The organism is Alcaligenes sp. SMD-FA (assembly GCF_025960365.1).
Taxonomy (GTDB): Bacteria; Pseudomonadota; Gammaproteobacteria; order Burkholderiales; family Burkholderiaceae_B; genus Alcaligenes; species Alcaligenes aquatilis.
Map to the genome: position 1 here is coordinate 3,269,367 of NZ_CP110108.1, position 15,820 is coordinate 3,285,186.

The window sequence follows — 15,820 nt, forward strand, 5'->3', positions numbered from 1 at the left end:
AAAAACAAGCTGTCAGTTCTTTCAGGGTCAGCCCATGCTGACCCCGGCTTACCATCACACCGTGTGAGGCTGCTTGCTCATCCAGCTAATGACCTCCTCCAACATCGGTTCACCCGAATCCTGGGGGCGCCACAACAAACCGAGCTGACCATGCAAACGCGGGTCGCTCCAGTCCAGCTCCAAGATACACAGCTCCGGGTAGACCGGCACCATGCTGCGCGTCATGGGCACTAAGAAATCACTGCCCACGGCTACACGCGCATTGGTATGCGCGTAGGCAGACTCGATCGCACAAGTGGGATACGACAGGCCTTTGGCATCCAGGCTCAGCTCGAAACTGCGCCGCATGGGACTGTTTTTGGGGGGCAATATCCAGGGATACTCCAGCGTCTGCTCCCAGGTCACTTCATTTTGCCGGGCCAAAGGGTGATTGCGGCAAGCGGCCACCCCCAAAGGCACCATCCCCAAGGGCAAATACGCCATCGCCGGGTTGCGACCGGCTTCGTCCACACGGCCAATGACCAGATCCAGCTCACCCTGCTCCAGATTGCGACTTAACACATCCAGCGTGCCTTCCTGAATCCGGATATGGCATTGCGGATCGCGCTCGTACAAATACACCAACAGTTGCGGCAAATAAACTGCAGCCACCATAGGCGATATACCCAAGGTAAATTGCTGGCGAAATCCCTGCCTGTATTGCTCCAGCGTCGCGTTCATGCGATCAAGGCGGTTGAGCACCCCTTGGGCCTGGGAGACCAGCGCCAAGGCTGCCGGCAAAGGCTCAATACCGCGGGCATGGCGCTCGAATAAAGGCATACCGATACTGTCTTCAAAGTCCTTGAGCCATTTTGACAAAGCGGGCTGGGTCATATTGGACTGCCGGGCCACATCGCTCATGCTTTTCTGTTCGCACAAACGAATTAAAACCTGCAGATGCTTTAAGCGAATGCGTTCACTCCAGCTCATGGCTTACCTATATGAAAGAAGTATATATACCTGCAAGTTATTCAATTTAACATTATGGCTACTGCTTCCATAATGGGTATACCCGAAGCTACAAAATAGGCACGTCATGTCTCAGTCAGTACCCAATTTTTTATTAATCATTGCGGATCAACTCCGTGCGGACCATTTGGCGTGTTACGGCAATAAAGACATAAAAACGCCCAATCTGGATGCCTTGGCCGCTCGTGGTTGGAGTGCTGAGCGATTTTACGTCGCCACGCCGATCTGCATGCCCAACCGGGCTTCCCTGATGACAGGCCGCATGCCTTCGGTACACGGTGCGCGTCACAACGGCGTTCCCCTACCACTGGACTCCACCACTTTTGTCGATGTACTGCGTCAGGCAGGCTGGCGCACTGCGTTAGTGGGCAAGGCACATCTGCAAAATATAACGGATACCCCCCCGCTCTACCCACGCCCGGATGATCCGCCGACCAAGGGTGAAGCCCGCCCCCCCCTGCCAACCAACGATTACGGCCAGGAATGTGGGCAATGGTGGCGCGATCGCGCCGATCACAGTGTGCAACTCCCCTTTTACGGCTACGAGCACGTGGACTTGGCCATCGACCACGGCGACCAGGTCTGGGGCGACTATGGTCGCTGGCTGCAAAATGAACATCCTGAAATTGCCGCCCTGTCCGGCCCTGAAAACGCCATCCCGACTCCCGACTACGCGCTAAGCCGCATTGGCCAAGCCTGGCGTACCCGTGTGCCAGAAGAGTACAGCACCACGGCCTGGATTGGTGAGCGCACCCGCGCTGTGCTGGATAAATATGCCCAGGAACAACAGCCTTTCTTTATCCAGTGCTCCTTTCCCGACCCCCATCACCCCTACACGCCGCACGGTCAATACTGGGATATGTACAAGCCTGAAGAAGTCAGCCTGCCCGACTCCTTCCACCTAAGCCCCCACCCCCTGCCCGCACACCTGCAATTGCTGCACCAGTTGCGCGATGACGGCAAAGCGATTAAACACACTCCCACACTGTTTGCCTGCTCCGAACGCGAAGCCCGCGAGGCGATTGCCTTGAACTACGGTTCCATCACGCATATCGATGCCGAGATCGGGCGCATTCTGGACCATCTGGAGCGCACCGGCCAGGCGGAGAACACCATCGTCATGTTCATGAGTGATCATGGCGACTTCATGGGCGACCATCAACTCCTGTTGAAAGGCCCTGTGCATTACCAAAGCATTATTCGCAGCCCCTTTATCTGGTTTGACCCAAAGGATGCGAAATCTCAAGGCACAAGCACGATGGTCTGTTCTACCATTGACGTCGCGCCTACGGTTCTGCAACGTGCAGGCCAGTTGCCCTACAACGGTATTCAGGGTCGTTCCTTGCTGAAAGTGATACAGAACGAAGCCGTGGATTGGCGAATAGGCGTATTGATTGAGGAAGAAAACCAGCGCAAGCTGTTCAATACGCCTATTCGCACCAAGCTGCGCTCGCTGGTCACACAGCAGCATCGTCTAAGTCTGTACGAGGGCGGTCAAATCGGAGAGCTGTACGATCTGCAAGCCGATCCACTGGAACAACATAATTTGTGGAATGAACCTGACGCGCAAACGTTAAAAACAACGCTTTTGTGTCAATTGATCGACACCATGATGGCTCACAGCGAAACCAGCCCCCTGCCTTTGGCGATAGCGTGAGATAGACACTGTTACCTACCCCTATCTGGAGACCTCTATGCCCATCTTTTCCTTGCTGCGCAACGTAAGCATTTGTGCGCTGATCTTACCTTTGGCTACGCCAGTCCAAAGTGCCGAGGTGGCCACACTTGTTGTCAGCTCCGCTGCAGGCGGCCCGCTGGATGTCCTGGGTCGCATGTTGGCCCGCGAAGCCACGGCAACCACCGGCCAAACGATTGTGGTAGAGAACCGCGCGGGCGCAGCAGGCATGATTGCAGCCGAGGCGGTGGGCCGGGCCAAACCCGACGGCAATACCTTGTTGCTGACCCTGGACACCGTTGCCACGGCCAATCCGCATATTTACGTCAACAGCAAATTCAAGGTTGGGGAGTCTCTGGACCTGGTGTCTTTGCTGGGCACCTTTGACCAGGTTCTGGTGGTTCCCAGCAAGACCGGTATCACAACACCTGCCGAGTTTCTGGAGCGTGCCCGCGCCAAACCCATGAATTACGGCTCTGCCGGCATGGGCTCGCCAGGGCATTTGATGATGTCGGCCTTGACACAAGATAGCGGGATCAAGCTGGATCACATTCCATATCGCAGCAATAGCGCTGTGGTCAATGATATGTATGGCGAGCGTCTGGACAGCGGTTTTCTGACGATTGCCTGTGTTTTGGGGCCGATCAAGGAAGGTTTGCTCACGCCATTGGCGACTTCTGGCGGCAAACGCAATCCTTTATTGCCTGCAGTCCCTACATTGGCCGAAGCAAAGTTACCAGGCCTGGAAAACTTTAACGAGAGCTTCTCGTACCTGGTTTTCACCACCAAGGGTTCGCCTCCAGAGAAAATCAAAGCATGGAACGACTTGCTGAGCGATATCGTGAAACGTCCCTCTACCGCCGAGACTTTGCGAATGCTGGATATTCAAGCCTACGATTCGTCCAAGGTTTCTCCAGCACAATGGGTGCAGCAGCGGAATGCGCGCTGGGAGCAGATTGTGCGGGATAACAATATTCGCTCTGATCAGTAATTGTTGGAATTACAGCCCCTGGTTTCAGGGGCTGTTTTTTTTTGGGGCTGCGTAGGTGTTGCTGAGGGCAGGCTCAATGCTTGATGGCGAGGCAGCTCGCAAAAAGAAGGGAGCAGGAGCAGGGAGCCGGTTAGTGCAGGTGTAGCAGTGGTCGGGCTGAGCACTTGCCGGTGCTGCGCACCGGTGCCCTTGTCAGGAGATAGCTACGGGCGCATCCTGAACTCGCGGGGTGGTTCGTCCCCCGGACGATCCACAAGCGCCCCGCTCAAACAGCAGGATGCTTGCACCCCTACGCTATCTCCTGACCGCGGCAAGTACTCTGATCCGCCCGACCACTGCTACACCTGCACCAACCGGCAGACTCACACTACTCTGTTCCCTTCTTTTTAAGAGCCAACTGAATGGCTTAGTGCGGTATGAGATTTACTGTTTTTATGTCCCGTTGATAGTGCGAGGTCAATGGCGCCAGAAGTGACCACCGACAACAACAACAAATACCAAAGCCAAAGCCAAAGCCAAAGCCAAAAAGAGTAGCGCCCAAAAAACTTAAAGCCCCCTCCGGCATCATAAAAAAGCTACTTAACCCCCACCCACTTTTTCTTCAACTCCAATCACCTCGCCTATCACTCACGTATTCAAACCAAGCTCAAGGCCTGCCTGAAGCATCCCAAAAAACACGAAATCACCGTTCAACAAATCCAAACCTTTTCTCCTCTCCAGTGCTGTTTGGGCTATGTACACGATGTAGCTTGTTTTCTTGTGGGGCCCGTGTCCGGCTTGTCGGGCGAGTCAGGACTCTTGCCGCGGGCAGTGTGACGGGGCGGGATGCAAGGGTCGTGCTGTTTGAGGAGCACGCTTGCGGTTTGTACGGGGGACAAATCGCGCTCCGAGTTCACGACCCGCCCGCCCCGTCACACTGACAAGGGAACCCACGCGCAGCGTGGACAAGGGGCCCGCCAAGACAAGCCGGACACGGGCCCCACAAGAAAACCCTCTCGCTCCCCCGCATAGCCCAAACAGCACGATCAGAAGAAAGCCGCTGCATCGCCACAGCCCCAGTCACCTAAGTTCTGCCATGCCGCCGCCTTTTAGCTCATCAAGGTAATGACGCCCTTGTGAACCAACAGCAACAGCAGAACCAGAAGCCAGCCTTAATCCAGGCTGATCCCCGCCCGAGTCACAATGTCATGCCAGTAATCCGCCTCCGCAGGCAGCCCTTTCCGAAACTCCTCGGCCGACACCTTGGACAGCAAATACCCCTGATCCAGTAACTTCTTACGAATCTCGGGATCAGCCAGCACTTTTTCCAAAGCCCCTTCAATCTTGGCAACGATCTCTGTATCCGTCCCGGCAGGCACAGCCAAAGCCCACCAGTTGCTGATCACCACATCCTTGTAGCCCAGTTCCTCCATCGTGGGGACATCAGGCAAGGCCGGGAAACGCTCCGGCAGAGCAACAGCCAAAGCCTTCAACCTCCCCTGCGGCAGAAAAGCTGCCCCCAAACCATAGCTGCTGACAAACATCTGCACTTCATTGCTCAACAAAGCCTGGATCCCCGGTGCCGAGCCTCGGTAATGAATCCCCAACATATCGCCTTCCAGAACCGCAGACAACTTCCAGGCCGATAGCTCGGGCGTCGTGCCTGCCCCGGGCGTCCCGTAGTTCACTTGCCCTTTGCGCTGCTGCACATAATCCCTGAATTCAGCCATATTCTTGACGGGCAACTCTCCATTCACATAAACAAACGCCGCCGCATCCGCCACCTTATTGATCACATACAAATCCTTGAATGGGTCATAGCCCATGTTCTTGTACAAGAACTGATTGATCACAAAATTATTGGTCGCCGAAAACAGCAAGGTGTAGCCATCCGGCTTGGAGCGCGCCACCATTTGCGTGCCGATATTGCCACCTGCGCCAGTCTTGTAATCCGTAATCACCGTCTGTCCCAACTCCCGAGACAGCTCAGGCTGCAAGATACGGAAAATAATGTCACCCGCCGCTCCTGGAGGGTAAGGAATCACTACCTTTACAGGTTGCTCGGGATAATCCGCCCAAGTCGGCCCTACCGTCGCCAGGCCAAGTGCCGCCGCAAGGCACGCCACAGTTTTCTTAATTACTTGCATCTTGTCTCCCTCCACGCGCCTTTTACAGGTCTATGCGCATCAAATCCGTTGCCAAGCGCAAATCGCCTTTGTAGCTTTTGCGAATATCCCGAGCTACTTCGTCCAGGCGCTCAGGCCCCATTAAATCAACCGGCAAATGATTACCCGCCGCACGTTTAATCACCGGACTGGTGGAGTCATAATGCCCAAAATGAGTGGCCACTAAACTCTTCACATTGGCTTTACAAGCGATTTCACCCAACTGCAAAGGGCTGGTATGCGCAAACGTTCCTACCCCTGATTCCTCACGATGCTTCAGGAAAGACTCGGGAAAGGTGCATTCATGTATCAGCAAATCGGCATCCTGCGCCAGCCGTATCATGGACTCGCAAGGAGCCGTATCGCCACTGAACGCCACCACTTTGCCCTCGGCCTCCATACGAATACCAAAACAATCCGTAATTTCGGTAGGAATGTGATCCACCACATCAATGTAGATTTTGACGTCCTCGTCCTCATACATCAGGCCGGGCTCCACCTCGAAGACCTCCGGGCGTACGGCAGCCATGTTTTTTTGACGAGCCGGATAAGCTGCCCGAGCTTGAATATCCACACGAAACGCCCCGTTCTCGAAAGAATGATCCACAAAGTCCTGAGTCCCCTTGGGACCAAAAACCTTCAGCCTGCCTTCGCGGTTGAAAACCCAGCTAGACAAGACAAAAAACGGCAGACCGCAGACGTGGTCATAGTGCAGGTGACTTAGAAACACCCAAGGCACATCAGCCGGATTGATATTGGCCTTCACCATCTGACGCGTGGACCCTTCGCCGCAATCAAACAGGTAATTCTTGCCGTTATCCAGCGTCACCAAAATGGACGACTGGGCACGGTCCGGATCAGGCAACGCAGCGCCGGTGCCAAGCATGGTTATCTTCACGTAAAGCTCCTTCAAGCAGATAAAAACATCCGGCACCAGAACAGTGCCTCTTCGATAAAGTCATAAAGTTCTATTTTTAGGACTTTATGAAAAAAGTGTACACCTCGCCACTCAGCGGAATAACTTGGTGTTTTTACCTAGGAGTGTCGTAAAGGTGCGTTGCGCTTGCGATGACAGGCTTAAAAGCCAGGGGCCAGTTCAGTCTGGATACTGAGATATTTAGCGGGATAAAAGACCTGCGCCGCATAAACCAGTTGATTTGCACGGTTCATGATCAGGCGAATCACCCGCACGACCGGCATACCAATATCCATGCTCAAATGGCGCGCCAGATCGGCATCGGCTACCCGCACGGTAAGTGTTTGACGAACCGTATGAATCTGCTCACGAGCCAGACGATTCAACACCAGCAGCACAGGTTCCTGGCTCAATTCAGGTTGCAGTGTCTGAGCCAAGGTATTTAACACGTAGACCGTATTCAAGCTGTACGCCACACCATCGGCGTAATTGACGCGGCTGGTCCACCAATATTCATCAGGCAAGGACTGGCCCGTAATCTCTATGGGCAAGGCCCCTGCCCCGTGGCCCAGCTCCACCATGACCGAATCCAGACGCGTCAAATGCTCGATCAGAGCGTCCCAGTTGGTGGGTAGCATCAGCCAATGATCCTGAGCTACATCGCCAATGACAAAGGTCCCTTTGCCACGAGTGCGTTCAATCAGGCCTTCATTTTCCAGCTCGTCCAGCGCCGCCCGCACAGTTGCACGCGAGACGCCGTATTCCTGCATCAGCTCCTCCAGCGTAGGAATACGCGTCCCCACCGGCCATTCGCCACGCTCCAGGCGCGCTCGCAAGGTATATTTCACCTTGAGCGACAGAGGCAATTTGGACTGTTTGCGCAGTGAAGAACGTGTGGGATCAACCATACAAAAAGGCAACCGAGCACAGGAAAGTGACAAGTTCACATCATAGCCTGCGAGGCGATAAGCCGGAGATATCCCAAAAAGGTTTAATCTTGAACAAGCAAGGCGTTTATTTTCGCAAAAGTTGGCAAACGGAAATTAAACGGATCGGATACATTATCCCAATCATTGCTTAACTCTTGATACGAGCCCGAGCCCATGGATGTTTTGCCTTCCTCTGCCTCGCACTTGGCCCAAATTTACCTACTCGGTTCCTACCGACTCCTGGTTCAAGGACAATGCCGCGCACAAATCATTAATTACGATAAAGCGCGTATTTTATTGTCCATACTGGCTTTAGCGCAGGGCAAACCAATCAGCCGCAGCCGTCTGGCCGAAACGATCTGGCATGAAGACCCCATCAGTGTAGGCCGTGCTCGTTTGCGCCATGCGCTGCATGCCTTGCGCCGCGCCTTTGAGGGGTGTGACCGGGCCCTGCACATTACCAATGACACCCTGGCGCTGGACCCCAACCGTGCCCAAGTGGATGTGCTCAGCCTGCTGCAACACCCCAGCCAGCCCGCCCTTAGCGATCTGGAGCGTCTGAATCTGTATCAGGGCCCCTTGCTGGGACAAGTGAAACTGCATCATGGCGAACAGTTGCAAGACTGGTTGCAGGATACACAACACACTATTCGGCAAACCCTGTCTCAATGTCGTGACCGGTATATACAGTCCGGTCTGAGATCTTTGCCCACACCACAAGCAATCAGCTACCTTAAACGCTGGCTTGTGATCTGGCCTGAAGAAGAAAAACTGCACCAAGAACTAATTCGTCTGCTCAAACAAGAAGGCCAGCACGAAGCCGCCCTGCATGCTTACGAACAATGCTCCGTCTTGCTGGCCGACCGTCTGGGCTGCGAGCCCAGCGCCCAGACGCGCAACTTGGTGGATCTGCCCGTGCGCTCGGCGTCCAGCCCGGTCAAATCCTTGTCGACGAAAGTCAGCCTGCAGTTGCGTCCCTTGGCGGCAGTGGGTTTGTGCCTGCGCTTTGAACCCAGCCACCGCCACGCCCGCGAAAGGGGAGGTCAACTGCTGGAGCAAAGCCGCCAGACGTTGCGACATTTGATCGAACAACATGGCGCCTGGCCCTGTGAAGCTGGCCCCAATCAGTTGATCGCTTATTTTGGGTATCCAGAATTGCTGGAGTCACCCATCACTCAGGCGGTCGTATTGGCACGCGTTGCCGCGACCCTGCGCCTGGATGAGCACATTACGCTGAGCATCGCCCTTCATGCCGATCTGGCCATGGACGATCAAAGCGCCTGCCCAGACCCCTGGGGTCAATTGGCACAAGTCGTCTTGCCCTTGAGCTGGCAGGCCGCTCCCGGTGCACCACGCATCAGCGCACAGGCTGCCCTACGTCTGGCCAGCAAAGATATTCAACCCTCTGCAGGTCGCCAAAATGAGGCCCTGTGGCTGAACCTAAGCCCCTCCGACACAGACCACGCGCGTTTGACCAGCCGCGTTTATGGTCGGTCACAAGAGTTCGATCATCTGGTGCAAGCCTGGTCACATATCGGCTCGAATCGCACCTTGCATCACATCGCCATTCATGGTCGCGCGCATATTGGCAAAAGTCTGCTGGTGCAGTCTCTGGCGGACTATGTACAAAAAACCGCCCACCCCTGCATTATGCTCACTTGTCGTGAAGACAAGCGTCGTGTGGCCTGGCACCCAATTCGCCTCTGGCTGCACGAGCAAATTGCCGATTACATCACCTCGCAAAATGGCAAGCAGCACGATCCCTTTTCCGTTCAAATCTTGCAAGAAACGCTGGAAATCAGCCCCAAACAGGCCCAGTCCCTGCACCAATGGTTAAACCATGGCCCTGAAGAGCAAGAACTAAACGAGCCATCCACCGCTCACATGGACTTGCTGTTCAACCTGCTCAGTGGCACAGGCAATTCGCCTCGCCGTCGCTTACTGATTATTGAAAACGTGCAATGGGCCGACCCGCCTACACAACGCCTGATCCGCTTGCTGGCACACACGGCCCCCCGTCACCCGACACTATTGCTCACGACCAGCCGCAAACCTGGTCATGGTCTGGAGCGTGCCGAGCACCTGAGCTTGCCTACGCTGGATCGCTCCAGCATCAACAGCTTGCTGAGCAATCAGCGCGGCCAGCGACTGGCGCGTGATAAACGCAGCCGCCTGGTTAAGTTAAGTGCGGGCAACCCGGGCCACGCCCATGAGCTGCTGCGCTGCCACGAACTCAATAGCGAATGCAACGATGCCTTGTGTCTGACCGACCTGATCTGTACCCAATACCACAGCCTCTTGCCCGCAACACGCCACATTCTGACCAGCATTGCCTTGCAGGAGGAACCCATCGCCATTGACGAGCTGGCCCTGATGTTGCGTCTGGAGGGCACAACCTTGAGCGGTGGCCTGGATACGCTGGCTACGCTGGATTTGATCGATGTACATGACAAGCAAGTATCCTGTCTTCCCCTGGTCTCCCAGGCACTGAAACGCGTGGCCATGCACGAAGAGTTGCGCCAGGCCCACTACGCCATTGCCCAGCACGGTATACGCCGTCGTCATGCACCCGAGCAAATTGCTTGGCACCTGTGCGAAGCTGACAGCGCGGAGGCCGCATTTTGGTGGCAACGTGCCGCCCGCGAAGCCTTGGCACAAGACGACCTGCGTCAGGCCAGCCAATATCTGCAACGCTGCTTGAACCGCAGCGACCTGATCGACGACCTGCAGGTACGCCAAACCCTGCAGTTTGAATGCCGCATGCTGCAAGGCGCCATTGAATCGTCCCTGTATGGCCCGGCCTCAGCGTCTACCGCCATGGCTTATGAATTGGGGCATGGCTTGCATGACGAGCATGACTCCGATCAGGTCATGATCAGTTTATGGACAGCCTGGACGGCCTTTCAAGCCCAAGGTAATTTTGAACAAGCTTTGCAAAAAGCGCGCCAACTGCTGGCCCTGGCCAATGAAACCAGCCACGATCAAAACCGCAGTTGGGCTTTATATGCAATTGGTCAGCACGAACTATGGAAGGGAAATGTCACCAATGCCATCCAGACACTGAACCTGAGCCTGGCCGTCTTTGATGACCTGAAGGAACAGAACAGCCGTCTGGCCATTGCCGAGCACTTCCCGCAATCCATTACCTTTGGCACCCTGAGCGTGGCTTTGGCCTTGAAAGGCGATATGGAGGCGGCACAGCAGCACGCTCATCTCGCCTTGCAAAGCCTGCGTTCAGACACCGCATTTTCCCTGCGTGCCATCACTCATTTATTCGTGATGCAGGCCCACTATCTGATGGAACAGCTTGAACACTGTCAGCAAGTGGCCGAGTTGTCCTTGCAAGAGCTACAAAGGTCGCATAACCCCGAGCCATGGTCTGCGCTTAGCCGCTCTTACCTGCACTATTGCCAGGTGATGCTGCAGGGTCGGGAAACCAGCCTGCAATCACTACTCGATTGCGTACAGACGGCGCAGTACGGGCTGCCCATCAGCGCCGATGGTCTGATGTGCCGAATTGCCCGCGCCATGATTCGCCTGGGACGCAGCAATGAGGCCATGCCCTGGCTGGACAAGGCCGCCGCTCAGGGCCTGCGCTATGACACAAACAGTTTACGTGCGGAGCTGCACTGCGTACGTGGTGATGCCTGGATGGCGCTGGGTGAAAATGCACAAGCCTTGCAGGAATGGAATCTGGCTGAACAACACATGGAAAAATACGGCCTGCACCGCTACACAGACTGGATTCAGACACGCAGACAGGCGGTGCAAAGGCTCAAAGTCTAGTTAGCAAAAAATGCAGCCTGATTTACATGCCCCCAAGGACTTCGCCTTGTCCTTGGGGGCATGGCACATCAATAGTCGATAAACAAATCTGGCTTACAGCAGCCACTCGATCGGCAGGACAGACAAGACTCCGACTCCGGCTCGCCGCCAGATGCTGGCATTGGGCTCGGAGGTAAAAAAGCGCTCGGTACCGTCTTCGTTTAACTGAATCCATACCAGGTCGCCATTATCATCCAGTTCGACACGATAGCTACGGTAAGGCAAGACTTCCTCAAAGCTCCTGGACAAGGCTTGCGCCATTTCAGGGCTTTCGATAATAAAGCCCAGTTCCGTATTCAAATTGACCGAACGCGGATCGAAATTAAAGGACCCCACAAACAAGCGTTTGCCATCCACGGCAAACGTCTTGGCATGCAGGGCCGAGCCCGAACTGCCAAATGGCCCCGAGCCATGACGGGTAGGTTTGTCCGTGGTGGGCCGCAGCTCCAGCAACTGCACCCCTGCCTCCAGCAAGGCTTTGCGTCGCTTCGCATAGCCCGCATGCACCGCAGCTACGTCCGTAGCCGCCAAAGAGTTGGTCAAAACACGCACCTTCATGCCAGGCCGTTGCATCATCGCCTCAAAAGCGCGTACGCCCGCCGCCGTAGGCACAAAATAAGAGGACACCAGATCGACCTGACTGGTGGGTTTGCCCAGCACATGGTCCATTTGCCAGACCATCAACTGCTCCGGATTGACCGGGCCCAAAGCCTTGGCCGGGTCATCACTGATCATGGTGGTACGCGCCCACTGGAAATCCAGCTCGCCGCGCACCAGATGGCTGACCAAATCCGATTCACGCAGCACCTGCTGATAATCCTTGGCGCGTGGCTGCTCCTGAGCCTCTTGCAACTGCGCCTGAAACGTCACCAGTGCTTGCGAACCACCTGTTTTGATCAGAGTATCGACCGGATAGGCCGACTGACTGGCCCAGTAGCGGTCGAAATCCTTGGAGACATCCTGTACCACGGCACCAATGGCCATCACGTCCAGGTCTGCAAACAACACGTCCTGGGTCGCGCCGAAATACTCATCACCCACATTGCGTCCACCAATAATGGTGACCTGGTTATCGACGGTAAAGGACTTGTTGTGCATGCGCCGGTTCAGACGGGAAAAATCCATCAGAAAGCCCAGGGATTTAGGCCAGCGCAACACAAAGGGGTTGAACAGGCGCACTTCGATATTGGGATGGGCATTCAAGGCAGATAAAGAATCATCCAACCCCGTAATGCCATTGTCGTCAATCAACAAACGTACGCGCACGCCACGCTCCGCCGCTTGCAACAAAGTGCCCAGCATCAAGGTGCCAGTGGTATCACCCCGCCAAATGTAATACTGCACATCCAGCGTTTTCTGGGCGGCAAAGGCCAGCAAGGCGCGGGCGGCATACGCATCGTGCGGATCAAACAAAGGGTAAATACCCGTCAAGCCTGGATGCTGCTGCACCAGGGGGGTGACCGCTTGACCAATCATGGTGTCCCGGGCCTGATCCAGCGGCAAAGCCTCACTCTGGCTACGGCCCTCCAGCGAGGGCAGCGCGCAGCCTGTCAGGCCAGCCAGCAAGGCTCCACCCGCAATTAAGCTGCGCCAAAAGAAGGACGGCGCTTGCCCCGTGGGACGGGATATCGTCGGCTTCTTGGCGGGATCGATTTTCATGGAGTCATCTCTGTGGTCATGGACATCGCTCCACATAGTAGCACCGCCGACCTTAGGGATATGGACCTCGATGTGCAATCAACACTTGCAGCAAGTGACAGGGCGGACAACAATAAAGCAACCACCCATACTTTAAACCTGAAACAAGTAGCATGCCCCCCGCAACATCCCCTGCCTTACTGCCTCGCCACCTTGCCATTATTTTGCTGTTGATGCTGGGCAGCTCCTTTGCTGCCAACCATATTGCAGCCAAAGTCGCACTGGACCATGGTACCGGGCTGATCATCTCGGTTATTTTTCGTTCGGCCGTAGCCACTCTGGCCTTAAGCATGCTGCTCATCTGGCGCAAACAAGCCTTGCATGTGCCGCGCCAGTATCTAGGCTGGCAACTGCTGCTGGGCGCGCTGATCACCATGCAGTGCATGCTGATCTACTCTTCCATCGCCCGCATCCCTGTCGCCCTGGCCTTGCTGGTGGCCAATATGTACCCGATTCTGTTGGCCCTGCTGACCTGGCTGCTGGGCGGTCACAAACCGACTCGCAAAACCTCCATCATCATGGTGGCCATTCTGATTGGCCTGCTGCTGGCACTGGATGTCCCCAGCCTGATCCAGGGCGCAACGCTGGACGAGCAATGGGTGCTGGGTGTCGTGTGCAGCCTGCTGACCGCCCTGACTTTTGCGATGGGTCTGTGGGTTACCGAAAATAAACTGGCCCCTCTGCCCGGTCTGGTACGCAGTTTCTGCACCATCAGCCAAACGCTGGTCTGTCTGATTGCGCTCAGCCCTCTGGGACTGCTGCCCGGTGGTTCCTCCCTGCCCCATGACGCCACAGGCTGGATTGCCCTGCTCCTGGTCTGTGTGCTGTACACCACGGGCTTTGTCACCCTGTTTGTGCTGGCGCCTCGCCTGGACATGACACGCAATGCGCCCTTCATGAACATGGAGCCGGTGGCATCCCTGATTCTGGGCTGGCTGATTTTAAAACAGACCTTGAACTCCACTCAATTGCTGGGTGGAGCGGTGGTGCTAAGCGGGATTGTGGCGCTGGCCTACCAACGCTCCCCACGCAAGTAAGCCTTAGGCCCTGGATAGAAGGCGCTGCCAAACACGCGGCAGCACGGCGATCAAATCCTCCGGAATCAGGCCGGGACCAAACTCCAGGGCGGCTTGTGAATGCAGCCAAACAGCGGCACCCGCTGCCTCAAAAGCAGGCATGCCCTGGGTCAGCAGACCGCAGACAAGGCCTGCCAAGACATCCCCGCTGCCCCCAGTGGCCAGCCAGGGCGGTGCGCAGGCATTGATCAAGGCCCGCCCATCCGGCGCAGCGATGACAGTATCCGCACCCTTCAGAACCAGCACGGCACCGCATTGTCGAGCGGCCAAACGCGCCGCCTCCAACCGATCCGGTGCAGTTTCAAAGACGCGGGCGAACTCTCCTGCATGGGGGGTCAGTACACATTGCTCATGCAAGGCATCGAGCAATTCCTGCGGCTGCTCTGCAAAGCTGCTGATGGCATCGGCGTCCAATACACAAGGCCGCTCGGTAGCCAGCAAGGCCAGGGTCAGGCGACGGGTTTGCTCGCCCAAGCCTGCCCCCGGCCCGATCAGCCAGGCGCGAATACGCTCGTCCGTGGTCAAGGTGTCATCAAGGGGAGCCACCATGATGCTGTCCAATGCGCCGGCATACACCGGCCAGACCGAAGGTGGCACGGCCATGCTGACCAGCCCTGCCCCTGCGCGTTGCGCGGCACGCGCTGCCAGACGGCTGGCTCCGGTCATCTGTTCGCCCCCGACCACCAAGGCATGCCCACGCGTGTACTTATGGCTCTGGGCCCCCAACTGCGGCAGATGAGCCTGCCACAAGGCCGGTTCATTCAACCAGGTATTGGCCTGTTGCAAGGCTGGCGCTGGCATACCGATGTCGGCCAATTCCAACTTGCCGCATAGGGTTCGCCCCGGATACAGAACATGGCCCGGCTTATAACGGACAAAGCTGACCGTCACCGTGGCAGGGGCGAGCACACCTCGTACCTGCCCGCTGGCACCATCCAGACCCGAAGGCACGTCAATGGCACAAACAGGAACCTTGGAAGCCGCCAGGGACTGGATCAAGGCGGCGGTGTCGCCTTCTACGTCGCGGTCCAAACCCGCACCCAGTAAACCATCGACCACCACGGAAAAACGTCGGAAATCCGGACATTGTCTTTCCCAGCGGCCTTGCCACTGGCTTTGCGCCCAAGCTGCTGTCCCCTGTCGCACGGACGGGTCCACCAGGCTGAACACGGAAACCACTCGCCCTTGCTCACGCAGAATCTGCGCGGCCACCAAGGCATCACCGCCGTTATTGCCCGGCCCGCACAAGAACAGGACGGCTCCTTGCGGCCAGTGTCGCTGCACGGTACGCGCCACTGCACTGGCAGCGGCCTGCATCAATTGCTCGATAGATACCCCAAAACCCGGTGCCGCCGCATCCATGCTGGCGCACTGTGCCGGGTTGTACAGAGCCTCCTTTCCTGGGGGGGCACTCAGGGGCAAAAAACCATACTGGGACACAAAGGGCATGAGGGGCTCACAAAGACAGAAATCAAAACGTGCCTACGCTGCACGGGCTTGTCACCCGCTGGCGGCCTGCTGACAACAGCAGGCGTCAGGTCCTGGGCGGCCCGGAGAC

The 15,820-nt window shown here is 56.4% G+C and carries 10 protein-coding genes; 4 read left to right on the plus strand and 6 right to left on the minus strand.

Going from position 1 to position 15,820, the window contains the following annotated elements; all coding sequences use genetic code 11:
* Positions 1-54 precede the first annotated feature (54 nt).
* Positions 55-969, minus strand: a complete 915-nt coding sequence (locus OKX01_RS15150; protein ID WP_094197622.1) for a LysR family transcriptional regulator — start codon at positions 967-969, stop codon at positions 55-57.
* 106 nt (positions 970-1,075) lie between these two features.
* Here OKX01_RS15150 and OKX01_RS15155 point away from each other — a divergent pair, with 106 nt between their 5' ends.
* Positions 1,076-2,665 carry a sulfatase gene (locus tag OKX01_RS15155; RefSeq protein WP_094197623.1) on the plus strand — a complete coding sequence of 530 codons (1,590 nt, stop codon included), beginning with the start codon at positions 1,076-1,078 and terminating at the stop codon, positions 2,663-2,665.
* A 37-nt stretch (positions 2,666-2,702) separates the two neighbouring features.
* Positions 2,703-3,674: a Bug family tripartite tricarboxylate transporter substrate binding protein gene (locus OKX01_RS15160; RefSeq protein ID WP_264672020.1), complete on the plus strand. Its 972-nt coding sequence runs from the start codon at positions 2,703-2,705 to the stop codon at positions 3,672-3,674.
* A gap of 1,151 nt (positions 3,675-4,825) precedes the next feature.
* Here OKX01_RS15160 and OKX01_RS15165 read toward each other — a convergent pair.
* From OKX01_RS15165 to OKX01_RS15175, 3 genes are all read right to left on the minus strand, one after another.
* Entirely contained in the window at positions 4,826-5,800 is a 975-nt protein-coding gene (locus OKX01_RS15165) for a Bug family tripartite tricarboxylate transporter substrate binding protein (RefSeq protein ID WP_094197625.1), read from the minus strand.
* A gap of 22 nt (positions 5,801-5,822) precedes the next feature.
* Complete coding sequence (locus tag OKX01_RS15170; protein ID WP_094197626.1) at positions 5,823-6,716, minus strand: MBL fold metallo-hydrolase; 894 nt, start codon at positions 6,714-6,716, stop codon at positions 5,823-5,825.
* Between the two features lie 179 nt (positions 6,717-6,895).
* On the minus strand, positions 6,896-7,642 hold the full coding sequence (locus OKX01_RS15175) for a GntR family transcriptional regulator (protein WP_094197627.1): 747 nt from the start codon (positions 7,640-7,642) through the stop codon (positions 6,896-6,898).
* A 195-nt stretch (positions 7,643-7,837) separates the two neighbouring features.
* Here OKX01_RS15175 and OKX01_RS15180 point away from each other — a divergent pair, with 195 nt between their 5' ends.
* A complete protein-coding gene (locus tag OKX01_RS15180; RefSeq protein WP_264672021.1) occupies positions 7,838-11,449 on the plus strand; it encodes an AAA family ATPase in 3,612 nt (1,203 codons plus the stop codon).
* A 93-nt stretch (positions 11,450-11,542) separates the two neighbouring features.
* Here OKX01_RS15180 and OKX01_RS15185 read toward each other — a convergent pair whose 3' ends face one another.
* A complete protein-coding gene (locus OKX01_RS15185; RefSeq protein ID WP_319802191.1) occupies positions 11,543-13,147 on the minus strand; it encodes a phospholipase D family protein in 1,605 nt (534 codons plus the stop codon).
* Between the two features lie 152 nt (positions 13,148-13,299).
* Here OKX01_RS15185 and OKX01_RS15190 point away from each other — a divergent pair, with 152 nt between their 5' ends.
* Entirely contained in the window at positions 13,300-14,223 is a 924-nt protein-coding gene (locus OKX01_RS15190; protein ID WP_264672022.1) for an EamA family transporter, read from the plus strand.
* A 3-nt stretch (positions 14,224-14,226) separates the two neighbouring features.
* Here OKX01_RS15190 and OKX01_RS15195 read toward each other — a convergent pair whose 3' ends face one another.
* Positions 14,227-15,711, minus strand: coding sequence for an NAD(P)H-hydrate dehydratase (locus OKX01_RS15195; RefSeq protein WP_108728610.1), 1,485 nt, complete (start codon positions 15,709-15,711; stop codon positions 14,227-14,229).
* Positions 15,712-15,820: the final 109 nt, after the last annotated feature.